Origin of the sequence: Caulobacter sp. 73W, assembly GCF_041021955.1 — a bacterium.
Taxonomy (GTDB): Bacteria; Pseudomonadota; Alphaproteobacteria; order Caulobacterales; family Caulobacteraceae; genus Caulobacter.
Map to the genome: position 1 here is coordinate 504,063 of NZ_CP158375.1, position 24,242 is coordinate 528,304.

The following is a 24,242-nucleotide window of genomic DNA, read 5'->3' on the forward strand; positions in this document are numbered from 1 at the left end:
CCCACGGGCAAAAACCCGAAAGGTTGGAAGGGCGGCGGAGCGGCCTGACCTGCGTCAGGCGAGGTGAGTCTTTGGAGTGCCGGGTTCGACGTCGGTCGTTCCGCTCCGCACGGTCATTATCCGGGAGCTGTCGGTAGGCAGCGCTCTTAGCGCTTAGCCGACGAAGCCTCCGGCGGGCGGGCTCCCCCAGCGTGGGAGTCCCCGGTCCGCGTGAGTAACCCCCTCACGCCTGCTGCTCGCCGCCGATGTCACGTCGCTTTGGGACGTGAGCAGTGTCCAGACAGGGCCGAAGCCCCTCGTTCTCACCACCGACGGTCGCGCTTCCCGCTCGACCGCATCCCGTCACGACACAGCGCTGGCCGCGCGCCCTTCCCGTGACGGGGAGGGCATCAGGTTAGGCGAGGTTGGAGCGAGGCGGATAAGCCTTCCCCTCTCCCCACTCGTGGGGAGAGGGTTGGGTGAGGGGCTTGCGGCGGTTCCGCTTGCAGCGCCTCGCCCGCTGACCCTCAGAGCCCCCTCACCATTACCCTCTCCCCCAAAGGGGGCGAGGGGATGCAGCGTGACTGAACCTCAGCAGTCACCCTCACCCCTGCCCCTCTCCCATCAAGGGAGAGGGTATAGCGTGATGCCGCCTAGCGCTTCGGGCAGGCCTTGGCGTCGAAGCCGCCCAGGTCGATGCAGCGCCCGTCGATGTCGGCCGGCGGAGTCGCGCCGACGACATTGGCCAGGGTCGGGCCGATGTCGGCCGTCTCGATCGGATAGAAGCGCTCCTGCCCCTCGACGCCCGGCCACCAGAACAGGATCGGCACGCGGCGGTCATACTCCCAGGGCGAACCATGGCCTGACAGGCTGCCGCCGAAGCGGACGCGGCCGGGCGTGATCCCGGGCTGCAGGCCGATCAGGATGTCCGGCGAACGGCCTTCCACCGCGCTCAGGCGATAGCGTTGCAGCAGGGTGTATTCCTGCGGGCTGGCTCCCTTGGCCGGCGGGGGCGAAGCGAGCACCTCCGTCAGGGTGTAGGCGCCGGCCACGATCGGCTCCTTGCGCAGGGCCTCCACCGCCGCTTCGGCGATCTGGCTGCGCAGGGGTTCGGCCATGCCGCGCTTTTCGGCGTTCACGACCATAAGGCCGCTGCCGCCCTGCATCAGCGGATCGAAGTCGAGCTTGAAGGTCGTCTTCAGTTGCTCGTTGACGCGGGCGAAGGCTTCGGGCCCGCCGCGGCCGGCGGTGTCGTGGCCGCGGGCATGGCTGCGCTCGGGGAAGTCGGAGCCGCCATGGTCGGCGGTGACGGCGACGATCACGCCGCCCGGAACCTTGGACAGGCGGGTCATGAGGCGGCCCAGCGCGAGGTCCACCCGGCGCATCTGCTCGCACATCTCCGGCCCCTGGGTGCCGTAGCGGTGGCCGATGCGATCAGTGGCCGACAGGCTGACGCCCAGCAGGTCAGTGGCGGCGCCCTGCCCCAACTTCTGGGTGTCGAGCAGCATGATCGCGGCGTCGACGGTCACCTCGTCCAGCAGGGGCGAAGCGTCGAAGGCGTAGTTGGCCGGCGGCACCTGGGCGCGCCACGGCTTGCCGGCGATCGGCCAGTCGGCCTCCAGCGCGCGGCAGGCCTCGCTGGTGTAGCTCCAGCTCGGCTTGGTCTTGGCGTGGCTGGCCTTCAGCGAGGCGTTCAGGGCGGCGACCGGCGCCAAGCGCTTGGCGGCGTCCTGGCCCGGCTCGACGAAGGTGGTCCAGCCGAAACCGTCGAGATACCAGAACGCGCCGTCGCCCTTCTGGCCGGCGAGATTAATGGCGCCGCGGTCCTTGCCCGAGACGGCGAAGCTGCGGCTGCCCGGCGACGAGGTCTTCAGCCAGTCGGCCAGGTTGGAGACGCGCATGGCGCTGGCGCCGACGCGGCCGTTCTCGCCCGGGCCGCCGTCGGCCAGGGTGTTTTCCGGCACGGACAGGCAATAGACCTCCTCGCCCGTGGCGCGGTCGATCCAGTCGTTGGCGGGGATGCCGGTGTTGGCCGGGCGCTTGCCGGTGAGGATCGTGGAGTGGCCCGGGCAGGTCTCGGTCGAGGCGTGGCTCTGATAGCCGTTGGCGTAGACCAGGCCGCTCGCGAGCGACTTCAGGCCGCCGGTGAACTCGGCGCGGTGCTGGTTGAACAGGTTGGCGCTGAACTGGTCGATGACGATCGCCACCACCAGCTTCGGCGCGGGCTTCTTGGCCTCGGCCGCGTGACCGGAAGACGCCGCCGCCAGGGTCGCCGCCGCGACGAAGGCTGACAGGCCAAGGCGACGGACGAAGGTCTTGGGCTTCATGATGCGTCGCCTCCCGCGAAACTGTGCAGGGCCTTCTATGGCCCAAATTTTTCGCTTTGGTGACGGTCGGGAAAAGAATTTCGACGGACCGCCGCTCAGCGAGCGGCGGTCGCGTCATGGATACGTCAGACGTCCGACTTCAGGTAGATCTCGCCCTTCTCGCGGAACTTCTCGCTCATGTCGGCCATGCCCTGGGCGATGTCGTTCGGCGCCAGGCCGGCCGCGAACTCGCGCACCTCCTGGGTGATCTTCATCGAGCAGAACTTCGGCCCGCACATGGAGCAGAAGTGCGCGGTCTTGTGCGCCTCCTTGGGCAGGGTCTCGTCGTGGAAGCTTCGGGCCGTCTCCGGATCGAGGGCCAGGTTGAACTGGTCCTCCCACCGGAACTCGAACCGCGCGCGGCTGAGGGCGTCATCATGCGCCTGAGCGCCAGGATGCCCCTTGGCCAGGTCGGCGGCGTGGGCGGCCAGCTTGTAGGTGATGACGCCGACCTTCACGTCGTCGCGATCCGGCAGGCCCAGGTGCTCCTTGGGCGTGACGTAGCAGAGCATCGCCGTGCCGAACCAGCCGATCATCGCCGCGCCGATGGCCGACGTGATGTGGTCGTAACCGGGCGCGATATCGGTCGTGAGCGGGCCAAGCGTATAGAACGGCGCCTCGCCGCAGGTCTTCAGCTGCTTGTCCATATTGGCCTTGATCTTGTGCATCGGCACGTGGCCGGGGCCTTCGATCATCACCTGGACGCCGTGCTTCCAGGCAACCTCGGTCAGCTCGCCCAGGGTCTCCAGTTCGGCGAACTGGGCCGCGTCGTTGGCGTCAGCGATGGAGCCCGGGCGCAGGCCGTCGCCGAGGCTGAACGACACGTCGTAGGCCCGCATGATCTCGCAGATCTCTTCGAAGTGTTCGTAGAGGAAGTTTTCCTTGTGGTGCGCCAGGCACCACTTGGCCATGATGGAGCCGCCGCGCGACACGATGCCGGTCACGCGTTTCGCCGTCAGCGGCACGTACGGCAGGCGCACGCCAGCGTGGATGGTGAAGTAGTCCACCCCCTGCTCGGCCTGTTCGATCAGGGTGTCGCGGAAGACCTCCCAGTTCAGGTCCTCGGCCACGCCGTTGACCTTCTCCAGCGCCTGATAGATCGGCACGGTGCCGATAGGCACGGCGCTGTTGCGCAGCACCCAGTCGCGGATGTTGTGGATGTTACGGCCGGTGGACAGGTCCATGACCGTGTCGGCGCCCCAGCGGGTGGCCCACACCATCTTGTCCACCTCGTCGGCCACGGTGGACAGCACCGCCGAGTTGCCGATGTTGGCGTTGATCTTCACCAGGAAGTTGCGGCCGATGATCATCGGCTCGAGTTCGGTGTGGTTGATGTTGGCCGGGATGATGGCGCGGCCGCGGGCGATCTCCTGACGCACGAACTCCGGGGTCACGAAATCCGGCACCGAGGCGCCGAAATCCTCGCCGTCGCGGACGCACGGCGCGTTCTGCTCGCGGCGCAGGTTCTCGCGGATGGCGACGTATTCCATCTCAGCGGTGATGATGCCCTTGCGGGCGTATTCCAGCTGGGTGACGGTCGAGCCGCCCTTGGCGCGGAACACCGGGCGCGGGGTGGTGAACTCAGGCGCCAGATGCTTGCCGGCGGCGAAACCGTTGTCTTCCGGCTTCACTTCACGCGGCTTGGCCACCTGCTCCACGTCGCCGCGCGCCACGACCCAGGCTTCGCGGGTGCGGGCCAGGCCCTTCTCGATGTCGATGGTCACGTTCGGGTCGGTATAAGGACCGGACGGGTCGTAGATCGTCACCGGCGGCTCATTGGCGCTCGGGTGGACGGCGACCTCGCGGAACGGGACGCGGATGTCGGGGAACAGTTCGCCGGCCTGATAGACCTTGCGCGACCCCGGCAGCTCGCCGGTGGCGACGGACTTCTCCAGCGCGTTCTTGTCTGAAATCGGAGTATGGACGTTCATGGCGGGCTCCTTTGTTGCCAAGGAGACCCGGACCGCTTGCGCAGTTTGGTCTACGGAGAGCCTGCGCCCGCCGCGTTCCCTCCCTTCGCCGGCATGACCCGGATCAGGTTCTACGGGTCGCGGGAGAATACCCGCCTCTCAGGCGCTCGGATGCGCCCCCCCGGTGAACAGAAGGGCAGCTTACCTCAGCGGGAGGCGGGTTGAAACCTTAGTTCGTGACCGCCGCCGGAGCGGCCTTGGCGGCGCCCGCCTCGCGGGCGGCCTGCTTGGCGGCCTTGCGCGCGCGCATCTCCGCGGCCCAGGACTCCTGGTAGGACATGGCCCGCTGCTGGCGCGCCGCCCCGCCCGACCGGCCAGGACCATCGAGGCCGAGCCTCCGCAACTCGCGGGTCGTCTCGTTGTTGGCGATCGCCTCCGCGGACTGGGCGAAACTGGCCGCCGGGACCGCCATCACCGCGGCGAGGGCGAGAAGCATCGAGGTCTTGCGCATGCCTGTATCCCTTGTGGAGCAGGTGTTTGAGGCTTGAGCATGCGTGAAGATCGATCGCCTTGCAACCTGACAGCGAGAGACATTGCGGCAGTTTAACTTGTAAGCGCTAACCCGAAGCGGCACGAGCGGCGCACAACTCAGGGAACACCGATCCATGTTTCGCCTCTTCGCCCTCGCCGCCAGCCTCCTCGCCGCCGCCCCGGCCCTGGCCCAGACCGCCCCGCAATATCCGGTGACGATCCCCGCTCCGGGCGGTGGCGTGATCATCTCCAACGCGCGCAACGAGCAGGCCTACGACACCATCAAATACGCTCCCGCCCGTCGGGCCGGCGACACGGTCTATGTGTCCGGCGTGATCATCGCCCCGGCTCCGAACGAGACCAAGGATGCGGCTGGCCTCAAGGCTTCCGCCCGGCGCGCCTTCAAGGCCGTCGATGAGCTGCTGAAGGCCGCCGGTGGTAGCTGGGACGACGTGGTGATGATCAACAGCTTCCACGATTGGAGCTCGTCGAACTTCACGGGCTCGCGCATGGACCATGTCACGGTGATGAACGAGGTCCGCGCCGAGTTCACTCAGGCGCCCCACCCCGCCTGGACCGCCGTCGGCACCAGCGGCCTGCTGGCCCCGACCGGCGTGATCGAGATGCAGGTGATCGCCCACATCCCGCAGAAGAAATAGCCGCTACCAGCGGCGCTGGCGGTCATAGCGCGCGTCGGCGACCTGCCGCTCGATGTCGCGCAGGCGGTTGCGGTGATCGCGGACCCGGTCGTCGTAGTTGCGGTTGATGTCCGCCAGCCGCCGCACGCGATCCTCGTTGGCGCGCCGCAGCTCGCCACGGCGGTCATGGTTGTTGCGCGCGATGTCGGAGCGGCGACGGTCGTAGTCCTCCTGCGTGCGTCGGATCTCCTCGTCACGTTGACGGCGGGCCTCGGCCAGCTGCCGATCCGCGTCGTCGCGCTGACGGTCGATGTCGCGCAGGCGGCGGCCAAGGTCGTCGTCGCGGCGACGCTCCTCCTCCCGCCGACGATCCTGCTCCGCCCGATACTGGTCATAGGGCTGGGCGGCGGCGGCCAGCGGCGAGGCGGTGATCACGGTCAGAAGCGTGAGAAGCAGGGCTTTGCGCATAGGCGCGGAACGGTGCGGCATGACCGCAGGTTCCGGCGACATCGTGGCGCAATTCCGGCCAAGGCGCCGCGTCATAGACGGCCTGCGCTGAAGGTGTCGCACGCCGCCGGATCGCCCCGCTCATAGCCGCGCTTGAACCAGCGCATGCGCTGTTCGGCTGAGCCGTGGGTGAAGGCGTCGGGCACGACCTGACCTTGGGTCCGCTTCTGGATGGTGTCGTCGCCCACGGCGGACGCCGCCGACAGGCCGCTCTGGATGTCAGCCGGGTCGATGCCGATGGCCCCGCCTGAAGTCTCCGGCGCCCGCGCCGCCCAGACCCCGGCGTAGCAGTCGGCCTGCAGCTCCAGCCGTACCGAGCCGCTCTCGGCGCCCTTGCCCCCTGCCCGCTCCATGGAGCCCGTGAGGTTCTGGATATGGTGGCCGATTTCATGGGCGATGACATAGGCGCGAGCGAATTCGCCGCGCGCGCCGAACTGGCCTTCCAGCTCCTGCCAAAAGGACAGGTCCAGATAGACCTTCTGGTCGCGCGGGCAATAGAACGGTCCCATGGCCGACTGGCCCATGCCGCAGCCGGTGGAGGTGTTCTGTTCGTACAGCACGACGCTGCTGGGCGGGGTGTAGGTCCGCCCCTGCGCGGCGAACAGCGGCGTCCAGACATCCTGGGCCGATTTCTCGACCACATCGACGAAGCGGCCGGCCTCATCCTGGGGCGTGCCGCGCGTGCCCTCCTGCTGCGCCTGGGGCGTCAGCTGGTTGGCGGCGTTCATGGTCGTCTGCGGGTCGATGCCGAAGAAGAAATAGCCGGCCAGGGCCAGCAGAGCCGCGCCGATCCCGCCGCCGGCCACGCCGACCGGTCCCAGGCCGCGTCGGTCCTCGATATTGCCGCCCGTGCGGCCGCCACCCCAGCGCATCCGTTCCCTCCACTTCAGCTTAGCGGGAAGAACGCCGATGGACGCTTAGGGCTCCCTACTTCGGTGCGGGCTCGATAGCGCGGATGCGGGCGTTGCCGGCGGCCAGGCTGCGATCCTGAAGCTGGCGAATGCGTTCGGCGTCGGCCGACATGGCGGGATCGAGCGGCGCTGGACGCAGAGGCGCCTCATAGCGCAAATCCGGGATCGAGGGCGTTCCGGCCCGCGCCGCCTGCAGCGACAGGAGGGTGCGGGCGGTGTCGGCGCGGCTCTGCGCCGCCAGCGCCTCGCGCTCCGCCGCCAAGGCCTGCTGCCGCGCGATCTCATGCTGCGCTTGCAGCGCGTCGAGACGCGCGGCCTCGGCCTCATAGGTCTGGGCGACGGCGGGCGTGGCGGCGGCTACCGCGAGAGCGGCGGCGATCCAGCGAAACTTCACGGGCGAGCGGACTTTCATCCCCGATCAACAGCCGGGACCGCGCCGTCGTTCCGGATGCCTATCGCTTGCGGATCGTAAACCGGGCCAGCTCCGCCTTCGGGGCGTCCCAGGCGGGGTTCAGCGAGGCGGCCTTGGCGTAGTCATGATAGGCGGCGGTCAGGTCCCGCATCCCCTCATGAGCGATGCCCCGGTTGAAGAACGCCTTTTCCGGGGTCTCGATCTGCAGGGCCAGGCCCTTGTCGATCTCGGCCACCGCCTCGGCGAAGCGGCTTTCAGCGATCAGGATGGCGGCGCGGTTGATCATGGCGTCACCCAGACGGGGATTGAGCGCCAGAGCGCCGTCGAAGTCGGCGCCGGCCGGCGCGTATTCCTTGCGACGAAGCTTGATGACGCCGCGATTGACCAGGGTGGCGGCGCGATCCTCGATCGTCATCGCCTCTTCCCGCAGGGCGCGCTCGCACATCTGCAGGGAATCGTTGTCGTCGAAACCGGCGATGGCCGCCTTGGAGCAACCGCCCGCCAGGGTCTGGCCGACCACGAGGACCGAGGCCTGGGAAGCGGACGCGAAGGCAAGGGCCGCGACAGCGGCGGCGCCTGCAATGAGCAGGGACTTGTACATGGACGTCTCCCTTAGATTTTTTCTGAATTATGCGCCTCTTAGCCGAAATCTCCAAAGCTGCTGAGCTTCTGCCCCGGAGGTTGTCGTGATAGCTGGCTGAGCAGGTCTTTCAGGATTTTTCCCATGCATCTCGCCCGCTTTCCCCGCGCCCGTTTCGCCCACCTCCCGACGGCGCTGGAGCCCCTGCCGAGGCTGGGCGCGGACCTGGGCGTGAAGCTGTGGGTCAAGCGCGACGACTGCACCGGCCTGGCCGGCGGCGGCAACAAGACCCGCAAGCTGGAGTTTCTGCTCGGCGACGCCCTGGCCAAGGGCGCCGACACCCTGATCACCCAGGGCGCCATCCAGTCCAACCACGTGCGCCAGACGGCTGCCGCCGCGGCGCGTCACGGCCTGAAGTGCGAGATCGTGCTGGAGGATCGGACCGGGTCCACGAACCCCGACTATGTGGGTTCCGGCAATGTGCTGCTGGACCGCCTGCTGGGCGCGACGCTGCGCACCGTGCCGGGCGGCTCGGACATGAACGGCGAGATGGCCAAGATCGCCGACGACCTGCTGGCCCAGGGCCGCAAGCCCTATGTGATACCGGGCGGCGGTTCGAACGCGATCGGCGCACTGGGTTATGTCGACTGTGCTCTTGAACTGGTCCGCCAGGCCGACGCCCAGGGCCTCAGGATCGACCGCATCGTCACCGCCACCGGCAGCGCCGGCACCCATGCCGGCCTCGTCGCCGGCCTGGCGGTCAGCGGGGCCAGCATCCCGGTCCTTGGCATCGGCGTGCGCGCCCCCAAGGAGACCCAGGAAGCCAACGTCTTCAAGCTGGCGGTTGAGACCGCCACCCTGCTCGGCCATCGCGATGCGGTGAAGCGCGAGATGGTCGTCGCCGACTGCGGCTATGTCGGCGCTGGCTACGGCTTGATCGACGACGGGGTCATCGACGCCCTGAAACTGGCCGCGCGGACCGAGGCCCTGCTGCTCGATCCCGTCTATACGGGCAAGGGCATGAAGGGCCTGATCGCCCTCGCCCGCCAGGGCGTGTTCAAGGACGAGAACGTCGTCTTCCTGCACACCGGCGGCGCCCAGGGTCTGTTCGGCTATCACACCGAGCTGGAGCCCGCGCTCGGCCAATGAGCAGGATCCTTGGCGTTCTCGGCGGCATGGGCCCGGCCGCGACGGTGGATTTCCTGGCCAAGCTGCAGGCGGCGACGCCCGCGGTCCGCGATCAGGATCACGTCCGCGTCCTGATGGACATGAACCCCCATATTCCGGACCGGAACACGAGCGGCGCGGCGGGTCCGATGCTGGGCGACATGGCGGCGCGTCTGCGCGACGCCGGGGCGCAGGTGCTGGCCATGCCGTGCAACACCGCCCACGCCTTCGCAGAGCACATCAAGGCCGGCGGCCTGCCGTTCATCGACATGATCGAGACGGCCGGTGAAGCGTCCCGCACCGCGGGCGCGACGCGTCCGGGCGTGCTGGGAACGCCGTCGGCGGTCGCGCTCTATCGCCGGCGCCTGACGGACATGGGCCTGGAGCCGGTAGTCCTGGGCGACGAGGCGCAGGCGGCGTTCATGGGCCTGATCTACCGCATCAAGGCCGGCGACCTGGCGGTCCGCAACGAGATGACCGCCTTGGCAGCCGCTCTTCTGGACGACGGTGCGGACGCGGTGATCGCCGGCTGCACGGAGGTTCCGCTGGTGCTCGCGCCGGCGGATATGGCGGCCCCCTTCATCGACGCCACCGAGGCGCTCGCCAAGCGCTGCGTCGCGGTCTGCAGGGACTGACCGGGTCCTCGAAAGCACAGTTCCAGGAAAGCCGTCATGTGACATCCAAGCTTCACAGAGGCGTATCCGCACTGTCATGAAGTTCGGTCATTTCGGCCCCGAGACACCACCAACGGGGGCGACGATGTCACATCACAATTTCCGGGCACGCACTTGGCTGCTGGCCACCACCGCGGCTTTGGCGATCAGCGGCGCTGCTCGCGCCGATGAGGCCGCCGACGCCGCTGCGGAAGCGACCACGGTCGAACAGGTGATCGTCACCGGCGATATCGCGTTCCGCAACCGCACCAGCGATCCGAACCCCGTCCTGTCCTACGACCTGGAATACTTCCAGCGTTTCGAGCCGGTGTCGGTGGGCGAAATGCTGAAGCGCGTTCCGGGCGTGACCTTCACTTCCGACGTGCTGGAGTTCGACGGCGTGTCCATGCGCGGCCTGCCGCCAGGCTACACGCAGGTCCTGATCAACGGCCGGCGGGCGCCGGGCGGTGAGGCTGACCGCAGCTTCTTCGTCGATCGCATTCCCGCCGAACTGGTTGAGCGCATCGAGATCATCCGCTCGCCGCGCGCCGACCAGCCGAGCGAGGGCCTGGCCGGCTCGCTGAACGTCATCCTCAAGGAAGGCGCGCAGCTCGAGGGCGGCTTCGTGAAGGCCGGCGCCCTGATCAACGAAGACGGCAAGGTCCGCCCCTCTGGCGCGGTGGCCTATGCCGGCACGGTCGGCGACACCAGCTTCTGGGGCGCGCTCAACTACCAAGGTCGTCGCAATCCCAAGAAGAAGACCAGCTGGCGCTACGACGGCACGTTCAGCGAGCTGGACAATATAGAACGTCAGGACGACACCCGAGACGGCGTCGACCTCTCGGCCAACGCGGAACTGACTCATCGCTTCGATACCGGCCAAATCCGCCTGAGCGGCCTGGTGGTCGATACGGATCGGGACGAGGACGAAACCTCGCTCACCTACGTTGACGCCGGCGGCGGACGCTTCACCGCACTGGACGAAGCCGAGGTTCAGGCCGAGCGCATCTCGCAGCAGACCTATCAATTCAGCGCCGACGGCAAGTTCGATCTGGCGGGCGGCGTGCTGACCGCGAACATCGGCTGGGCCGGCTTCCGCGAGGACACCAACTCCCGTCTGGTCGTGGGCGGTGACCTGAGCGAACTGGAGCTCGACGAATACACCACCCTCGACATCACCGACGATGAGTACTCCGGCGGCGCCGCCTACGCCTGGAACTTCTCCACGTCCAAGCTGAAGGTCGGCGTCGATCTTCTGCGCAAGGAGCGCGAGGGCGCCGAGGTCGAGTATGACATCGATGATGGCGAGGTCGGCGACGCGGACCCCGCGCCGGGCGCGATCTATGGGATCAAGGAAACGCGGATCGATCCCTATGTCCGCTACACCTTCACGCCGAACGACCAGTGGAATTTCGACGCCGGCCTGCGCGTCGAGAACACCGACCGCGACATCACCAGCGACCTTGGCACGGTGAGCTACAGCAAGACCCAGTGGAATCCTTCGTTCCACCTGACCTACACGCCCAACAGCGAGGACCAGTTCCGCGCCTCGCTGGCCCGCACGGTGCGCCGCGCCGGCTACGACCTGATCATCCCGTACTTGGCCGAGGAGGAGCCGACGGACGACGACGATCTGCGCGGCAATCCGCGTCTGGTCGACGAAACGGCCTGGGGCCTCGACGTCGGCTATGAGCGTCGCCTGGGCGCCCAAGGCATCTTCGGCGTCAACATCTTCTACCGTGATGTCAGCGACCTGATCGAAGTGGTCGGCACAAGCGAGACCTCGTCGTCGGGGCTGGGCAATATCTACGAGCCGCGCAACATCGGCTCGGGCCAGACGTGGGGCGTGGAGGTCGATTTCTCGTCGCCGCTGACGATCATCGGCCTGCCCGACACGGGTCTGTTCGCCAACTACACCTTCATGGACAGCTCGGTGGAGGATCCCTTCACCGGCGCAGACCGCCGGTTCACCAATCAGCCGCACCACGTCTACAACGTCGGCTTCATCCATACGGTGCGCGATTGGGGCGTCAGCTTCGGCGCCAGCGCCTACAGCCGCTCGGCCGGTTACGAATCGGCCATGGATGAGACGGTCAAGGTCGCCTACACCGCCGACATGGAAGCCTTCATCGAGAAGCGCATCGGCGACAACGTCGTGGTCCGCCTCGCCGGCATGAACCTGCTGGACAAGAAAAAGAAGGAAACCTTCCGCAAGTATGACGGCGACTCGGTTGAGGAGATCCTTGAGAACCGCGCCAACGGCGATATCGACGAGGGCGAGCTGGAAAGCGAACGCTCGGGCGCGCTGTATCAAGTGACCCTGCGGGTGGCCTTCTGATGCGCAATCTCCTCCTTATCGCGGCCTCGGCGGCGGCTCTGGCCGCCTGCGCCACGGGCCCTGGCCCGGACAAGACGCCGACCGTCAACGTCGCCATGGTCCGCGAGACCGATCCGGTGCAGTCCGTGGACGACGCCGCCGACGATCCCGCCATCTGGCGCAACGCCGCCGATCCGGCCGCCAGCCTGATCGTCGCCACCGACAAGAAGGCCGGCCTGGTGGTCTATGGCCTCGACGGCAAGCGTCGGGATTTCAAGGCGGCTGGGCGGGTCAACAATGTCGACCTGCGCGATGGCGTGACGATCAACGGCAAGCCGGGCGTGCTGGTCGTCGCCAGCGACCGCAATGATCCGCTGAACGGCGCCCTGGCCCTGTTCAGCCTGGCGCCCACCGGCCTGCTGACCGAGCTGGGCAAGGTTCCCGGTGTGGCGGGCGAGGCCTATGGCCTGTGCATGTGGCGCGCGGCGGACCAGGCGGTCTACGCTTTCCTGGTGATGAAGGACGGCGCGATCGCCCAGGTGGCCCTGGACGCCTCGGGCGCCGCGCCGACGGGCAAGGTGGTCCGCACCCTGAAGCTGGGCACGCAGTCGGAAGGCTGCGTGGCCGACGACCGCACGGGCAAGCTCTATGTGGGCGAGGAAGATGTGGGCGTGTGGAGCTTCGACGCCGCCGCGACCGCGCCGACCACCGCCACGGCGTTCGCCAAGGTGGACCGCATCAAGCAGTTCGATGATGTCGAGGGCCTGGCCATCGCGGCCGAGGGCGCGACGGGCGGTTGGCTGATCGCTTCGAGCCAGGGCGACAACGCGTTCGCGGTCTACAAGCTGGAGGACGCGGCCTATGTGGGGCGCTTCCGGATTGGCGGCGAAGGCTCTGAAAGCGTTCAGGAAACCGACGGGCTGGAATTGGCGGTCGGCGACTTCGGGCCGGACTTTCCGGGCGGGATCTTCGTGGCCCAGGACGGCGACAACCGGCCCGATCCGCAGAACTTCAAGCTGACGTCCTGGAACCGCATTAAGGCGGCCCTGGGACTGTAGGAATTCGGATACGGCGCCGAGGAGAATTCGACCACGAAATCGGATACTTCGACGACGAAATGGATGAAGGGCCGCCGGATCATCCGGCGGCCCTTTTTTCTTACTTCACGCCGATGGCGAGAGCGTCCGGCCGGCGGGTGTCCGCCGCGCCGTAGAACAGCCCGTTCTCGATCATGATCGACTGGGTGCTGCCCATGGTCATCGACCTGGTGACCTTGTGGCCCCTGGCCTCCAGCAGCGGGACGAGATCCTGCGGGATCCCCTCCTCCAGCTCCAGCGGGCCGTCGATGCCCGACTGGTTGATCCGCGGGCGCATGGCCGCCTCGGCGATGTTCAGCTTGTGGTCGATCACATTGACCAGCAGCTGGGCCATGGTGGCGATGATGTAGCCGCCGCCCGGGGTGCCGGTGACCAGCCAGGGCTTGTCGTCCTTGAAGACGATCAGCGGCGTGATGGTCGAGCCCACCCGCTTGCCCGGCGCCGGACGGTTGGCCTCGCTATCCTCGCCGCGCACGCCCCAGGCGAAGTTGCCCATGGAGTTGTTGAGCAGGACCCCCGTCCCCGGCGCCACCACGTGCGCGCCGTAGGACGACGAGATCGTATAGGTGTTGCTGACCGCGTTGCCCTCGGCGTCGGCCACGGAGAAGTGGGTCGTGTCCGGGCTTTCGTGCTTGTACGGATCGCCGACCTTGAAGGTCGAGGTGGTCAGCGACTTGTCCATGGAGATCAGCTTGGCGCGCTCAGCCGCGTAGGCCTTGCTGGCCAGGCCGGCGACCGGGGTCTTCCACTGAGGCGGACCGCCGACGAAGGCGCGGTCGGCCCAGCCGATCTTCATCGCCTCGGAGATCACGTGCATGGACGCGACGCTGTTCCAGCCCAGCTTGGGCATGTCGAAGTGTTCGAGGACGTTCATCACCTCGGCCAGGGTCACGCCCGAGGCGGTCGGCGGCATATAGGCGATCTTCAGGCCGCGATAGCTGGACCAGATCGGGTCGGCGACGTTGGCCTTGTAGGCGGCCAGGTCCTCCATGGTCATGACGCCGCCATTGGCCTTCATGCCATCGACGATCTTCCTGGCCACGGCGCCCTTGTAGAAGGCGTCCTGACCGCCATCGCGGATCTGGGCCAGGGTCCAGGCCAGGTCCGGCTGCTTGAACAGCTCGCCCGCCTTATAGGCCGAGCCGTCGGCCTTGAAGAACGCCTTGGTCGCGCCCGGATCGCGGGCCATCGCCTTCTGGCGGGCGGCGGTGGCCTGGGCTTCGTCGTCGGTGAGGATCACGCCGTCGCGGGCCAGCTTCACCGCCGGCTCGACGACCTTCTTCCAGGGCAGCTTGCCGAAGCGGCTGTGGGCGGCCCACAGGCCGGCGACCGTGCCGGGGGTCGAAACGCCCTTGAACGAGGCGATCTTGTTGGGGTCGGAGCGGCCGTTCGCGCCCAGCAGCAGGTCGGGCGTCGTCGCCTTGGGCGCCTCGCCGTAATATTCGATGGTGATGGTCTGGTTGGTCTTGGCCATGTGGACGACCATGTAGCCGCCCCCGCCCAGGTTGCCGGCGCGCGGCAGGGTCACCGCCTCGGCGAAGCCCACGGCCACGGCGGCGTCCACCGCGTTGCCGCCCTGGCGCAGGATCTCGGCCCCGACCTTCGCGGCGATGGTGTTCTGGGCCACGACCATGCCCTGGCGGCCAATGGTCGGGTTGTGGATCTGGCCGTAGCCGACGATGTCGCCGCCCGAGCCGGCCTGGGCGAGGACGGGCGAGACCGCGGCGGTCTGCAGGGTGATCGCCGCCACGCCGGCGACGAGCATTCGGCCGAAACGACCAGGCTTCATGGGGCACTCCCGATTACGCGAAGCATTGAAACAGAAACTCCCGCCGGCTGGGCCGGCGGGAGCGAAGCAGTCCGGACTTAGAAGCTCTTGCGGACGTTGACGTACCAGTAGCGGCTGTACGGGGTGTACAGGTTGCCCAGGTAGCCGTCCGACGACAGCGGCGGCTTCTCGTCGGTGAGGTTGCGGGCGCCGATCCGCAGGCGGGTGTTCTGCGCCCAACCGCCCTCGAACTCATACTGAGCGTAGAGGTTCGCGGTGATCTGCGAGTCCACGACCCACGGCATGCCAGCGGAATCCAGCAGGTCGGTGTCGTTCACGTCGTCGATGTACTGGGTGAAGGCGCCGACGGTGAACTGCTCGTAGCGCCAGGTCGCCGAGGCCGACAGCTTCCACTCCGGACGACCGCGACGCTTCAGCAGGTCGCCGCCGCCCGACAGGGTGGTGCCGGCGTTGATCTGGCCGGCCGCGCGGGCGTCGATCAAGGCGGCCACGTCCGGCGACGGAGCCTGGTAGAACTTGATCAGGTGGGCGGCGTTGAAGTTGACGTCGAAGTCGCCGAACTTGGTGCCGTACAGGCGGTACATGACCCCGATGTCGAGGCCGCGCGCTTCCTGCGGCAGCAGGTTCACGTACTGGTCCTGAACACCCAGCACCTGGCCGACCGGGGCCAGACCCGTGTTGGCGAAGGCCGCGATGTCGTCAGCCGTGGGCGCGGCGCGCAGGATGTTCGGGTTGGATTGGCCCTGGGTGCGCAGCAGGTAGTCGAGCACCAAGGCGTTGCCGCCGCCGAACAGGCCGACGATGCCTTCCTGCTTGATGCGCCAGTAGTCGGCCGTGAAGGTGAAGCGGCCGATCTCGCTGGGCAGGAAGCGCGGCTCGAAGACCACGCCGACGCTGGTGTTCTCGGACTCTTCCGGCTTCAGGTTCTGGTTGCCCGAGCGCAGCTCCGGCGTGCTGTTCGAACGGGCGCAGTTGGCGAAGCTGGTGATGCGGCCAGCGCGGAAGTCAGCCTCGCAGCGGACCCAGTCGGTGCGGGTGTTGGAGCGGGTCACCAGGGTGGCGTTCACCTGCTCCAGGTTCGGAGCCTTGAAGCCCTGAGCCCAGGAGCCGCGGAAGCGCAGGCCGTCGAACACGTCCCAGGCCACGGCGATCTTCGGCTTGGCCACATCGCCCACGTCCGAGAAGTGCTCGTAGCGGCCGGCGAACTGCGCCTCGATGCTGCGGACCAGCGGGATGTTCATCTCGGGCGAGATCACCGGCACGGCGAACTCGATATAGGCCGAGGCCACTTCGCGCGAACCCTTGGTGTCCGGCGACGGGCTGGTGCCGATCAGGTCGCTGTCATAGACGACGCCGGTGATCGGGTTGGTGAACTTGGTCGTGCCGTCGACGCGGGCGTCACGGTCGTCCTTCTGGGTTTCGCGGCGCACTTCGACGCCGGCGGCCATGCCCAGATCACCGCCCGGCAGGGCGAACAGGTCGGCCTTGGAGACCTTGAAGTCCCACAGGGCCAGGGTGCTCTTGCTGGTGCGCTGGCTCTTGACCTTGATGGCGTCGATGGCCGCCTGGCTGCTGGGCGTGGCGTCGCCGACGCTGGTGCGGGATGCATCCGCGCCGTTGAACGGGTTGTAGGCGTCCGGGGTCGACAGGCCCAGCTGGCGCTGGACCAGCGTGGCGGACAGGCCGTCGGAGACGTCCTCGACCTTGGCCGACGAATAGAGCGCGGCGGTCTCCCAGCGGAAGCCGAACTTCTCGCCCTTCAGGCCGGCCAGATAGCGGTTCTGGGCGTTGGCGACCTCGACCAGGGCGTTGCCCGTATCGACGAAGTTGTAGGCCGTCAGGGTGACGCCCACGCCGGCGGCCGGGGCGTCGATGCCCGCAAGGCGTCCCGGCAGGCCGGTGGCGCCGAACGGGTTGTAATAGTTCGAGCCCGGCGCGGTCAGGACCTGGGCGGTCGTCGTATAGACCGGGGTCTGCCAGGCTTCGGTGTCGGCGCGGTAGAGGCCGAGTTCGCCAAAGGCGGTGACGCCTTCGGTCAGCTCGTAGTTGCCGGTCAGGAACAGGTTCGAACGCTTCAGCGCCGGCATGACCGACACGCCCGCGGCGCCGGTGTCGAAGCGCAGGTCGCGTTCCGCGCCCGCCGTGGCCAGGGCGGCGTCGTCGATGCAGGCCTGGCCCGTAACGTTCGCCAGGCAGCCGGCGTAGCTGGTCGGCTGGATGTGGAAGGCGCCGGCGGCGGAGGTCAGCAGCGCGCCGTTGCGGCGGACGGCCGAACGGGCGGTGAAGTTGCCCCAGGCGGTCTGGGTCGTGCGGCTGTCCAGGCTGGCGGCGCCGTCGAAGCGCGTGCCGGCGAACAGCGGACGACGGTCGGACGAGGCGGTGAACTCCTGGTCCGTGGAGCGCAGTTCCGTCCGCTTGTCGTAGGTGAAGAAGGCCGTGACGTTGCCGCGCTCGAAGTTGCGGCCCAACAGGGCGGTGAAGTTGTACTCCTCCATGTTGGTGCCTTCGGCCGCGCCGTAGGTCGCCTCGACCTCAGCGCCGTCGTAGTTGTCCTGCAGCACGGTGTTCACGACGCCGGCCACGGCGTCCGAGCCGTAGAGGGCGGCGGCGCCGTCACGCAGCACTTCCAGCCGCTTCAGGCCCGAGGTGGGGATGGCGTTGGTGTTGTAGGTGATGGTCGGCACCAGGCTGAGGCCGTCGGCCTGGCTGGTCGGGTGGGCCACGACGCGGCGGCCGTTCAGCAGGACCAGGGTGTTGCCCGAGCCCAGATTGCGCAGGTTCACCGAACCGATGTCGCCGCGCGCCGAGTTGGAGGAGTTCGGCAGGTAGGACGAGTTGTAGTTGACGTCGCCCATCTGCGGGATGGCGCGGAACAGTTCATCGCCCGACACGGCGCTGATCGCGTCCAGGTCCTGCTCGCCGACCACGGTCACGGGCAGAGCCGCGGTGACCTTGGAGCCTTCGATGCGGGTGCCGACGACCACGATCTCCTCGATCGCCGCGTCGTCCTGGGCCCAGGCCTGGCCGCCCGCCATGACGGCGACGCTGAGCGCGGTGCTCATCAACAGGAGCGAGCGCCCCTTGCGATTATTGTTCATGATGTTCCCCTCGACTTTTACTCTGTGTTGCAAAGCCGCTGGCCTGCCCCCTTTAAGCAGACCAGCTTCTCGGTAAGACCGAGACGCAAGCTGACTCCCCTCCCTCATCCGATTTGGTGAATAGGGGCGCGTCGGGGCCACTCAGGGTTGCGGGTGCGTCTTTTTAGTCACCATTTTCGCGACCTCCGGCGAAATGAAAACGTCAAAGCAATCTGCGATTGAATTTCCTGACGCGAGTTTCCGACAGGCGGCTGGCGTCCGGTCGGGGGAGTTGCTAAACGGATCGCCCTGCCGATCCAGGGCCTTGCGGGCGTGGTGAAACTGGTAGACGCGCCGGACTCAAAATCCGGTTCCGAAAGGAGTGTCGGTTCGACCCCGACCGCCCGCACCAAATCTTCAAACCGGCGGCGAACGCCGCAATATGGACATGCTCTGGGGCGCTTCTCTTTCCGCTGAAGCTCAGCGGGAGGCGCGCATGTCCGCCAGGTCGACGATCCGGCTCACCCGACGCCTGCTGATGGGCGTGACGGCGATCCTGCCGGCCTTTCCCGCCCTTGCCGCCGCCGAGGCGAGCCCGATCCACCAGCTTCGGGTCTATGAGATCTTCGAAGGCAACAAGGCCGCCTTCCACGAGCGGTTCCGCGATCATGCGGTGCGGATCATGGAGCGGCATGGCTTCGACATCGTCGCCATGTGGGAGGCCAAGACCCCTGCCCGCACCGAGTTCGTCTACATCCTGAAATGGCCCGACGAGGCGACGATGAAGGACCGCTGGGCTCAATTCATGGCCGACGAGGAGTGGGCCGCCATCAAGCGGCGGACGGCGGCGCGGCACGGCCGGCTGGTCGGCGAGATCGAGGAACGGGTTCTGCGCCTGACCGACTATTCGCCGCGTCCGCCGGCCTGACCCTTGCCGCCGCCGGCCACGCTCACGATCTGTTCGGCATGAGCCGGATCAAACAGGTTCGCGCCGACTGGGCCGAGGTGGTGCTGGTCTGCCGCAAGTGTTCCAAGAAGCTGGATGGCGGCTTCGGCGCCAAGGGCGACAAGTCCCTGGCCAAGGCCCTGCGGCGCGAGCTGCGCGGCGGCAAGGGCGACCACCGCAAGGACGGCGCGGCGGTGATCGAGGTCGATTGCCTGGACATCTGTCCCAAGGGCGCGGTGGTGGCGATCAACGCCGCCGATCCGAAGACCTGGCGGGTCGTGCCGCGCGGTGCGGCCATGCCGCAGGTGCTGGACAGCCTGGGCCTGACGGGCGCGCGGACGGCTAGGCCCGAGGCGGATCCTCGTCCGAAAGCCGCGCCGCCGCAGCCTCCAGCCGAATAAGCAGGCCCTTCAGCGCCGCGACCTCTTGCGGCTCCACCCCCGTCAGCAGGGCGGCCTCGTATTCCTTCGCCAGGGGCGCGACGTCGGCATAGAGACGCCGCCCCTCGTCGCTGAGGGTCAGGACGTGCGAGCGGCCGTCCGCCTCGTGCGCCGAACGGACGACAAGGCGGCGGGCGACTAGGGCCTGGGCGGCGCGGCTGACCATCACCTTGTCCATGACGGTGCGAACCACCATCGCCTGCTGGGTCATGGGCTGTTCCGCCAGGACGGCGATGAGCCGCCACTGGGGCACGGTCAGGCCGAAGCGGTCCTCATAGGCCCGCGCGATCAGCTTGGAGATGGCGTTGGAGGCGATGGACAGCCGGAACGGCAGGTAGTCGTCGAGGCTCAGCCCGACGCCCTGCTCCGCCCCGGCCGTCTCGCTCATGCGGGAGAGACCCGCTGTTCGATGGCGCCGAAGATCGTGTGGCGCTTGGCGTCGCGCATCTCGATGCGGACGGTGTCGCCGTGCTTGAGGAACGGCGTCGTCGGCTTGCCGTTGGCGATGGTCTCGATGGTCCGCACCTCGGCGATGCAGGAATAGCCGAGGCCGCCTTCGCTGACCGGCTTGCCGGCGCCGCCGTCCTCGCCACGGTTGGAGACCGTGCCGGAGCCGATGATCGTGCCGGCCGCCAGGGCGCGGGTCTTGGCGGCGTGGGCCACCAGGGTCCCGAAGTCGAAGGTCATGTCGACGCCGGCGTCAGCCTCGCCGAACGACTTGCCGTTCAGTTCGACCTCCAGCTTGCCGTGCAGACGCCCGTCCTTCCAGGCGTCGCCCAGGGCTTCCGGGGTGACCGCCGCCGGCGAGAAGGCGCTGGCCGGCTTGGACTGGAAGAAGCCGAAGCCCTTGGCCAGCTCGTTGGGGATCAGGTTGCGCAGGGACACGTCGTTGACCAGCATGACCAAGCGGATCGCCGCCAGGGCCTGCTCACGGGTCGCGCCCAGGGGCACGTCGCCGACGATCACGGCCACTTCGCCCTCCAGGTCGCAGCCCCAGGCCTCGTCCTTCAGCGGAATGTCGTCGCGCGGGCCGAGGAAGCCGTCGGAGCCGCCCTGGTACATCAGCGGATCGGTCCAGAAGCTTTCCGGCATGTCCGCGCCGCGGGCCTGACGGACCAGCTGGACGTGGTTCACATAGGCCGAACCGTCGGCCCACTGATAGGCGCGCGGCAGGGGCGAGGCGGCGTCATGCTCGTGGAAGCGCTCGCGCGGCACCGAGCCGTGCTCCAGGCTCTCGGCCAGGGCTTCCAGCTGCGGGGCGATCTGCTCCCAGTCGTCGAGCGCGGCCTGCAGGGTCGGCGCATAGGCGGCGGCCGTCGTGCACCAGGCGAGATCGCGCGACACCACGACCAGTCGGCCGTCACGGCCGGATTTCAAGGATGCTAGCTTCACGTCAGGCATTTCCCTTTTTGATTATTCTGCTCGCCCTGGCGCCCTGCGCATAGCGGGACGCTCCGCCAGAAACCACGATTTCGACCAGGATGTCCCCACCGGATTCCTGAGCCCAGATGTAGTTGCGCTCCACCTCCACATAGCGGCCGCCCGGCGCGACGCCTTCGAAGGTGTCGCCCCAGGGGGTCACCCTGGAAAGCTCGCGCCAGGACAGGGTGCAGGCGCGCGACAGTTCGTCGTCGGCCATGGCCTGGAGGTCGGGATCGTGCGGGGCGTCGGTCACTGCGGCGGCGCGTGGACGCTGAGTCTGTTCATATCGGCATCTAGAGCACCTAGACGCGGGGAGACAAGCGTCGGACGCCCTGCTAGCTAAGGGGCCGTTCAGCCTTGTTCGACGGAATCTTGATGCTTCGCCGCCTGTACGACTGGGTCATGGGTCTGGCGGCGTCGCGCCGCGCGCCCGCCAGCCTGTTCGCCGTCTCCTTCGCCGAAAGCTCGTTCTTCCCGATTCCGCCGGACGTGATGCTGGCCCCCATGGTGCTGGCCAAGCCTGAGCGCGCCTGGTTCTACGCGGGGCTGTGCACGGCGGCCTCGGTGCTGGGCGGCATGGCCGGCTACCTGATCGGCTTCTTCCTGCAGGACTTCGGCCGCTGGATGCTGACCCTGACGGGCCACGCTTCGGGGCTGGAGGAGTATCAGTGCTGGTACGCCCAGTGGGGCGTGTGGCTGATCCTGATCAAGGGCCTGACCCCCGTTCCCTACAAGCTGGTGACCATCGCTTCCGGACTGGCGCAGTTCAGCCTGCCCGTGTTCATCGCCGCCTCGGTGATCACGCGCGGCGCCCGCTTCTTCATGGTCGCGGCCGTGGTCAAGAAATTCGGCCCCGCCATGCTGCCGGTGATCGAAAAGCGCCTGGGCCTGTTCGCCATCCTGTTCATCGTCCTGCTGCTGGGCGGCTTCGCCGTCGGCCACTTCATCGGAGGGGAGGCTCCGGCGGCATGCTGAGACGCCTGATCGCCTTTTGCCTGAAGAACTGGCCGCTGGTGGCGCTGCTGACCTCGGCCGCCATGCTGGCCACGGCCCATGGGTTCGAGCGGATCGGCGGCTACGCCCCCTGCTATCTGTGCCTGAAACAGCGCGAGGTGTTCTGGGTCGCCATGGGCGTCTCGGCCCTGGCGCTGGTCCTGGCGCGGTTCAAGCCGAACCCGCGGACGGGCGTGCTGTTCAACTCTCTGCTGGCGGCGATCTTCCTGTTCGGCGCGGGCCTGGCGGCCTATCACGCCGGCGCGGAATGGAAGTGGTGGACCGGCCCCAGCGTCTGCGGCGGCGGCGGGAGCGGCGCGCTTCAGGCCAGCGACCTGACGGCGCTGATGAACGGCACGGCCAAGATCCGCCCGCCGGCTTGCGACACGGCGGCCTGGGTGTTCCTGGGCCTGTCCATGGCCGGCTGGAACGTGCTTATCTCGCTGAAGCTGGCCGGCTGGTCCCTGGCCGCAGCCCTGAAAGGCCGCAAGGCATGAGCAGCGAACGCCCCATCCCGTCCCGCCCCGGCATTGGCGCCACGCGCGCCCGGCTGGCGGAGATTCTGCGCGTCGACCACGCGGGCGAGCTGGCGGCGGTGCAGATCTATCGCGGCCAGCAGGCCGTGCTGAAGGGCGCCAAGGGACATGGCCGCATCGCGGGCCAGCTGTCCGAGATGGAGCAGCATGAGGCCGAGCACCTGGCGCGCTTCGACGAACTGCTGACCGAGCACCAGGTGCGCCCCACCCTGCTGACGCCGTTCTGGCGCGCGGCGGCCTTCGCCCTGGGCGCGGGCACGGCCCTGATGGGCGACAAGGCGGCCCATGCCTGCACCGAGGCGGTCGAGACGGTGATCGAGGGCCACTACGCCGCCCAGATCGCCGAGCTGAAGGACCGTGATCCCGAGCTTGCCGCCGAACTGACCAAGTTCCGCGATGACGAACTGATGCACCGCGACCACGCGGTCGAGGAAGGCGCCCGCGAAGCGCCGGGCTATCCCCTGCTGTCGGCGGCGATCAAGGCCGGCTGCAAGGCCGCCATCAAGGTCGCCGAGAAGATCTGAGGCCTATTGCGGCGGCAGGTCGACGACCGCGCCGCGCGCCCTCAGCCGATCCAGCACGCCGTTGCGCCGCAGCAGGTACTGCAGGTCGATCACCGCGATCGTCCGCCCCGGCTTGGCCAGGGCCTTTTCGATGTCCGACACCGCCTCGGCCGTGCCGCGCTCCAGCAGGACGCCGAAGGTCGGGACCTGTTGGAGGCAGGCGTCCAGCAGCGCCGGCGCGGCGCGTTCCCGAACCCCGGCCAGGTCGCCGCGCGCCCAGGCGCGGGCGGCCTGCGGGGCGTTGGCCGCCTCGTGGTCGATCTCGTCCAGGGCGGCGGTCAGGCAGGCGATGTGTGTCTGTGGCGGCAGGTTGGCGGCGGCCTTCATCAGGGACGAGGCCTTGAAATCCTCGATCGGCTTGGCGGTCACGCCCGCAGCCTTGGCGCGGCGCGCCAGGGTGCTGCCGGGCTTGGCCGAGGACAGGCCGCCCTGCTCGCGGAAATCCTCCAGCATCATGAAGCCGGCCACGCCGGGCTTCCAGCTGTCGTATTTCTTGGGGTCCTTGCCGATGGACGCCGCCGTGCGCTCGACCCGCGCCCGCAGCTCCGGCGGCAGGCCGGCGCGCAGGTTCCTGGTCTTCAGCGACGGATAGCGCAGCAGCAGCCGCGCGGCCTCCAACGGCGAGGCGCTGGCCTTCGGCGGCAGCAGGACGAGCCGGGCGTCCTTCAACGCTCGATCCAGTCGCGGCGACGACCATTCCAGACTGTGCGGCAACGGCGTCAGCCCGCCCAAGATGACCACTTCGGATTCGCCTCGGCGGACACGCCACAGGGCGGGTCCGGGCGGACGGGCGACCACTTCGAGTTCCTGGACAACCGCGCTTCCGCCCTCGGGGGGAGCGACATCCTGCGCGTGGGCGGCGCCCGACAAGCCGAGCGCCGCCACGACGGCGAGGATCAATCGGCGGAAACTTCGCCCTTGTTCATCGGCGGCACATGCTGCTGGACCACATCGGCCTTCTCGGCCCGGCGCACCGCGCCCGAGACGTTCAGGCGCGTGAAGACGTGGGTGGCGCCGAAGGCGGACTTGGCCTCTTCCCATCGTTCGCGGTGCCCCTTGTAGAGGTTCTCGGTCTCGCCAGCGTAGACTACCGTCACATGGGCCCCGGCCAGCCGGACGTAAAGATAGTTGCCGCCCATGGGCGATACCCGGTCCTCCTCCAGCGGCATGTAGCGATAGACGGCGCCGGACTGACCGGTGAAATCGAGCTGGCGGGTCCCCATGGCCCCTCCCTGTAACTGAACTGACTCAAGCGGGGGTCCGAAGCACCCCCGAGGGGCATATCTGCGTCCGAAGTTGACCAAAGCGAGGCAGCTTGACCGTTGTCCACACCCCCTTGCGCTTCATGTTCAGTAATTGCTATACATGCATTTGGAAGATCATTGTTCTGCGTTGAGGGGCGCTGGAA

The 24,242-nt window shown here is 68.0% G+C and carries 24 protein-coding genes, 1 tRNA gene and 1 riboswitch; of the genes, 11 read left to right on the forward strand and 14 right to left on the reverse strand.

The features are described from left to right. Positions 1 to 632: 632 nt before the first annotated feature. The 3 genes from ABOZ73_RS02400 to ABOZ73_RS02410 all read right to left on the reverse strand — a co-directional run bounded on the left by ABOZ73_RS02400 (position 633) and on the right by ABOZ73_RS02410 (position 4,766). Positions 633 to 2,306: an alkaline phosphatase family protein gene (locus tag ABOZ73_RS02400; RefSeq protein WP_369060405.1), complete on the reverse strand. Its 1,674-nt coding sequence runs from the start codon at positions 2,304 to 2,306 to the stop codon at positions 633 to 635. A gap of 125 nt (positions 2,307 to 2,431) precedes the next feature. Continuing rightward, positions 2,432 to 4,276, reverse strand: coding sequence for a phosphomethylpyrimidine synthase ThiC (thiC, locus tag ABOZ73_RS02405; protein WP_369060407.1), 1,845 nt, complete (start codon positions 4,274 to 4,276; stop codon positions 2,432 to 2,434). Between the two features lie 75 nt (positions 4,277 to 4,351). Beyond that, positions 4,352 to 4,444, reverse strand: a riboswitch (TPP riboswitch). 40 nt (positions 4,445 to 4,484) lie between these two features. Beyond that, entirely contained in the window at positions 4,485 to 4,766 is a 282-nt protein-coding gene (locus ABOZ73_RS02410; protein ID WP_369060409.1) for a hypothetical protein, read from the reverse strand. Between the two features lie 154 nt (positions 4,767 to 4,920). Between ABOZ73_RS02410 and ABOZ73_RS02415 the strand changes: the two genes are divergently transcribed. Continuing rightward, positions 4,921 to 5,445 (forward strand): Rid family hydrolase, encoded by a 525-nt coding sequence (locus ABOZ73_RS02415; RefSeq protein ID WP_369060411.1) that lies wholly within the window; start codon positions 4,921 to 4,923, stop codon positions 5,443 to 5,445. A gap of 3 nt (positions 5,446 to 5,448) precedes the next feature. On the opposite strand, the gene ABOZ73_RS02420 is transcribed toward ABOZ73_RS02415, so the two are convergent. Genes ABOZ73_RS02420 through ABOZ73_RS02435 form a run of 4 tightly spaced genes read right to left on the reverse strand, consistent with a single transcriptional unit; the run spans position 5,449 to position 7,855 of the window. Next, complete coding sequence (locus tag ABOZ73_RS02420) at positions 5,449 to 5,913, reverse strand: hypothetical protein (RefSeq protein ID WP_369060413.1); 465 nt, start codon at positions 5,911 to 5,913, stop codon at positions 5,449 to 5,451. Positions 5,914 to 5,963: 50 nt separating this feature from the next. Then, entirely contained in the window at positions 5,964 to 6,803 is an 840-nt protein-coding gene (locus ABOZ73_RS02425; RefSeq protein WP_369060415.1) for a neutral zinc metallopeptidase, read from the reverse strand. 55 nt (positions 6,804 to 6,858) lie between these two features. Beyond that, positions 6,859 to 7,254 carry a hypothetical protein gene (locus ABOZ73_RS02430; protein WP_369060417.1) on the reverse strand — a complete coding sequence of 132 codons (396 nt, stop codon included), beginning with the start codon at positions 7,252 to 7,254 and terminating at the stop codon, positions 6,859 to 6,861. Positions 7,255 to 7,294: 40 nt separating this feature from the next. Then, positions 7,295 to 7,855, reverse strand: coding sequence for a hypothetical protein (locus ABOZ73_RS02435; RefSeq protein ID WP_369060419.1), 561 nt, complete (start codon positions 7,853 to 7,855; stop codon positions 7,295 to 7,297). 123 nt (positions 7,856 to 7,978) lie between these two features. Here ABOZ73_RS02435 and ABOZ73_RS02440 point away from each other — a divergent pair, with 123 nt between their 5' ends. The 4 genes from ABOZ73_RS02440 to ABOZ73_RS02455 all read left to right on the forward strand — a co-directional run bounded on the left by ABOZ73_RS02440 (position 7,979) and on the right by ABOZ73_RS02455 (position 13,029). Continuing rightward, positions 7,979 to 8,983, forward strand: coding sequence for a D-cysteine desulfhydrase (locus tag ABOZ73_RS02440; RefSeq protein ID WP_369060421.1), 1,005 nt, complete (start codon positions 7,979 to 7,981; stop codon positions 8,981 to 8,983). Next, positions 8,980 to 9,636, forward strand: coding sequence for an aspartate/glutamate racemase family protein (locus ABOZ73_RS02445; protein ID WP_369060422.1), 657 nt, complete (start codon positions 8,980 to 8,982; stop codon positions 9,634 to 9,636). Before ABOZ73_RS02440 ends, ABOZ73_RS02445 begins: the two co-directional genes overlap by 4 nt. 124 nt (positions 9,637 to 9,760) lie before the next feature. After that, positions 9,761 to 11,992, forward strand: a complete 2,232-nt coding sequence (locus ABOZ73_RS02450; protein WP_369060424.1) for a TonB-dependent receptor plug domain-containing protein — start codon at positions 9,761 to 9,763, stop codon at positions 11,990 to 11,992. Then, on the forward strand, positions 11,992 to 13,029 hold the full coding sequence (locus ABOZ73_RS02455; RefSeq protein ID WP_369060425.1) for a phytase: 1,038 nt from the start codon (positions 11,992 to 11,994) through the stop codon (positions 13,027 to 13,029). Before ABOZ73_RS02450 ends, ABOZ73_RS02455 begins: the two co-directional genes overlap by 1 nt. A gap of 100 nt (positions 13,030 to 13,129) precedes the next feature. On the opposite strand, the gene ggt is transcribed toward ABOZ73_RS02455, so the two are convergent. Both ggt and ABOZ73_RS02465 read right to left on the reverse strand, forming a co-directional pair. Further along, positions 13,130 to 14,857 carry a gamma-glutamyltransferase gene (ggt, locus tag ABOZ73_RS02460; RefSeq protein ID WP_369060427.1) on the reverse strand — a complete coding sequence of 576 codons (1,728 nt, stop codon included), beginning with the start codon at positions 14,855 to 14,857 and terminating at the stop codon, positions 13,130 to 13,132. 77 nt (positions 14,858 to 14,934) lie between these two features. Then, positions 14,935 to 17,955, reverse strand: coding sequence for a TonB-dependent receptor plug domain-containing protein (locus ABOZ73_RS02465; protein WP_369060429.1), 3,021 nt, complete (start codon positions 17,953 to 17,955; stop codon positions 14,935 to 14,937). A gap of 306 nt (positions 17,956 to 18,261) precedes the next feature. On the opposite strand from ABOZ73_RS02465, the gene ABOZ73_RS02470 reads away from it, so the two are divergent. The 3 genes from ABOZ73_RS02470 (at position 18,262) to ABOZ73_RS02480 (ending at position 19,281) form a co-directional block, all read left to right on the forward strand. Continuing rightward, positions 18,262 to 18,346 (forward strand) — tRNA-Leu (locus ABOZ73_RS02470). A gap of 84 nt (positions 18,347 to 18,430) precedes the next feature. Further along, the gene (locus ABOZ73_RS02475) at positions 18,431 to 18,862 is read left to right on the forward strand and encodes an NIPSNAP family protein (RefSeq protein ID WP_369060431.1); all 432 of its coding nucleotides are present in this window, start codon (positions 18,431 to 18,433) and stop codon (positions 18,860 to 18,862) included. A 38-nt stretch (positions 18,863 to 18,900) separates the two neighbouring features. Then, positions 18,901 to 19,281 (forward strand): (2Fe-2S) ferredoxin domain-containing protein, encoded by a 381-nt coding sequence (locus tag ABOZ73_RS02480; protein ID WP_369060433.1) that lies wholly within the window; start codon positions 18,901 to 18,903, stop codon positions 19,279 to 19,281. On the opposite strand, the gene ABOZ73_RS02485 is transcribed toward ABOZ73_RS02480, so the two are convergent. The 3 genes from ABOZ73_RS02485 to ABOZ73_RS02495 are packed head-to-tail and all read right to left on the reverse strand — an operon-like array spanning position 19,223 to position 20,995. Beyond that, a complete protein-coding gene (locus ABOZ73_RS02485; RefSeq protein ID WP_369060435.1) occupies positions 19,223 to 19,708 on the reverse strand; it encodes a MarR family winged helix-turn-helix transcriptional regulator in 486 nt (161 codons plus the stop codon). The genes ABOZ73_RS02480 and ABOZ73_RS02485 overlap by 59 nt on opposite strands. Then, positions 19,705 to 20,712: a fumarylacetoacetate hydrolase family protein gene (locus tag ABOZ73_RS02490; protein WP_369060437.1), complete on the reverse strand. Its 1,008-nt coding sequence runs from the start codon at positions 20,710 to 20,712 to the stop codon at positions 19,705 to 19,707. The genes ABOZ73_RS02485 and ABOZ73_RS02490 overlap by 4 nt, the downstream gene beginning before the upstream one ends. Position 20,713: 1 nt before the next feature. Continuing rightward, positions 20,714 to 20,995: a hypothetical protein gene (locus ABOZ73_RS02495; protein ID WP_369060439.1), complete on the reverse strand. Its 282-nt coding sequence runs from the start codon at positions 20,993 to 20,995 to the stop codon at positions 20,714 to 20,716. A 122-nt stretch (positions 20,996 to 21,117) separates the two neighbouring features. On the opposite strand from ABOZ73_RS02495, the gene ABOZ73_RS02500 reads away from it, so the two are divergent. The 3 genes from ABOZ73_RS02500 to ABOZ73_RS02510 are packed head-to-tail and all read left to right on the forward strand — an operon-like array spanning position 21,118 to position 22,795. Further along, positions 21,118 to 21,717, forward strand: coding sequence for a YqaA family protein (locus tag ABOZ73_RS02500; RefSeq protein WP_369060441.1), 600 nt, complete (start codon positions 21,118 to 21,120; stop codon positions 21,715 to 21,717). After that, a complete protein-coding gene (locus tag ABOZ73_RS02505) occupies positions 21,711 to 22,232 on the forward strand; it encodes a disulfide bond formation protein B (protein WP_369060443.1) in 522 nt (173 codons plus the stop codon). Before ABOZ73_RS02500 ends, ABOZ73_RS02505 begins: the two co-directional genes overlap by 7 nt. Then, positions 22,229 to 22,795, forward strand: a complete 567-nt coding sequence (locus ABOZ73_RS02510) for a demethoxyubiquinone hydroxylase family protein (RefSeq protein WP_369060445.1) — start codon at positions 22,229 to 22,231, stop codon at positions 22,793 to 22,795. The genes ABOZ73_RS02505 and ABOZ73_RS02510 overlap by 4 nt, the downstream gene beginning before the upstream one ends. Before the next feature lie 3 nt (positions 22,796 to 22,798). On the opposite strand, the gene ABOZ73_RS02515 is transcribed toward ABOZ73_RS02510, so the two are convergent. Both ABOZ73_RS02515 and ABOZ73_RS02520 read right to left on the reverse strand, forming a co-directional pair. Further along, positions 22,799 to 23,734, reverse strand: coding sequence for a TraB/GumN family protein (locus ABOZ73_RS02515; RefSeq protein WP_369060447.1), 936 nt, complete (start codon positions 23,732 to 23,734; stop codon positions 22,799 to 22,801). Next, positions 23,731 to 24,057, reverse strand: a complete 327-nt coding sequence (locus ABOZ73_RS02520; RefSeq protein WP_369060448.1) for a hypothetical protein — start codon at positions 24,055 to 24,057, stop codon at positions 23,731 to 23,733. The genes ABOZ73_RS02515 and ABOZ73_RS02520 overlap by 4 nt, the downstream gene beginning before the upstream one ends. Positions 24,058 to 24,242 lie beyond the last annotated feature (185 nt).

Bases quoted from the DNA above. Each gene is read 5' to 3' on its own strand.
- ABOZ73_RS02400 (WP_369060405.1), bottom strand. From the start codon at position 2,306: ATGAAGCCCAAGACCTTCGTCCGTCGCCTTGGCCTGTCAGCCTTCGTC.
- thiC (WP_369060407.1), bottom strand. From the start codon at position 4,276: ATGAACGTCCATACTCCGATTTCAGACAAGAACGCGCTGGAGAAGTCC.
- ABOZ73_RS02410 (WP_369060409.1), bottom strand. From the start codon at position 4,766: ATGCGCAAGACCTCGATGCTTCTCGCCCTCGCCGCGGTGATGGCGGTC.
- ABOZ73_RS02415 (WP_369060411.1), top strand. From the start codon at position 4,921: ATGTTTCGCCTCTTCGCCCTCGCCGCCAGCCTCCTCGCCGCCGCCCCG.
- ABOZ73_RS02420 (WP_369060413.1), bottom strand. From the start codon at position 5,913: ATGCCGCACCGTTCCGCGCCTATGCGCAAAGCCCTGCTTCTCACGCTT.
- ABOZ73_RS02425 (WP_369060415.1), bottom strand. From the start codon at position 6,803: ATGCGCTGGGGTGGCGGCCGCACGGGCGGCAATATCGAGGACCGACGC.
- ABOZ73_RS02430 (WP_369060417.1), bottom strand. From the start codon at position 7,254: ATGAAAGTCCGCTCGCCCGTGAAGTTTCGCTGGATCGCCGCCGCTCTC.
- ABOZ73_RS02435 (WP_369060419.1), bottom strand. From the start codon at position 7,855: ATGTACAAGTCCCTGCTCATTGCAGGCGCCGCCGCTGTCGCGGCCCTT.
- ABOZ73_RS02440 (WP_369060421.1), top strand. From the start codon at position 7,979: ATGCATCTCGCCCGCTTTCCCCGCGCCCGTTTCGCCCACCTCCCGACG.
- ABOZ73_RS02445 (WP_369060422.1), top strand. From the start codon at position 8,980: ATGAGCAGGATCCTTGGCGTTCTCGGCGGCATGGGCCCGGCCGCGACG.
- ABOZ73_RS02450 (WP_369060424.1), top strand. From the start codon at position 9,761: ATGTCACATCACAATTTCCGGGCACGCACTTGGCTGCTGGCCACCACC.
- ABOZ73_RS02455 (WP_369060425.1), top strand. From the start codon at position 11,992: ATGCGCAATCTCCTCCTTATCGCGGCCTCGGCGGCGGCTCTGGCCGCC.
- ggt (WP_369060427.1), bottom strand. From the start codon at position 14,857: ATGAAGCCTGGTCGTTTCGGCCGAATGCTCGTCGCCGGCGTGGCGGCG.
- ABOZ73_RS02465 (WP_369060429.1), bottom strand. From the start codon at position 17,955: ATGAACAATAATCGCAAGGGGCGCTCGCTCCTGTTGATGAGCACCGCG.
- ABOZ73_RS02475 (WP_369060431.1), top strand. From the start codon at position 18,431: ATGTCCGCCAGGTCGACGATCCGGCTCACCCGACGCCTGCTGATGGGC.
- ABOZ73_RS02480 (WP_369060433.1), top strand. From the start codon at position 18,901: ATGAGCCGGATCAAACAGGTTCGCGCCGACTGGGCCGAGGTGGTGCTG.
- ABOZ73_RS02485 (WP_369060435.1), bottom strand. From the start codon at position 19,708: ATGAGCGAGACGGCCGGGGCGGAGCAGGGCGTCGGGCTGAGCCTCGAC.
- ABOZ73_RS02500 (WP_369060441.1), top strand. From the start codon at position 21,118: ATGCTTCGCCGCCTGTACGACTGGGTCATGGGTCTGGCGGCGTCGCGC.
- ABOZ73_RS02505 (WP_369060443.1), top strand. From the start codon at position 21,711: ATGCTGAGACGCCTGATCGCCTTTTGCCTGAAGAACTGGCCGCTGGTG.
- ABOZ73_RS02510 (WP_369060445.1), top strand. From the start codon at position 22,229: ATGAGCAGCGAACGCCCCATCCCGTCCCGCCCCGGCATTGGCGCCACG.
- ABOZ73_RS02520 (WP_369060448.1), bottom strand. From the start codon at position 24,057: ATGGGGACCCGCCAGCTCGATTTCACCGGTCAGTCCGGCGCCGTCTAT.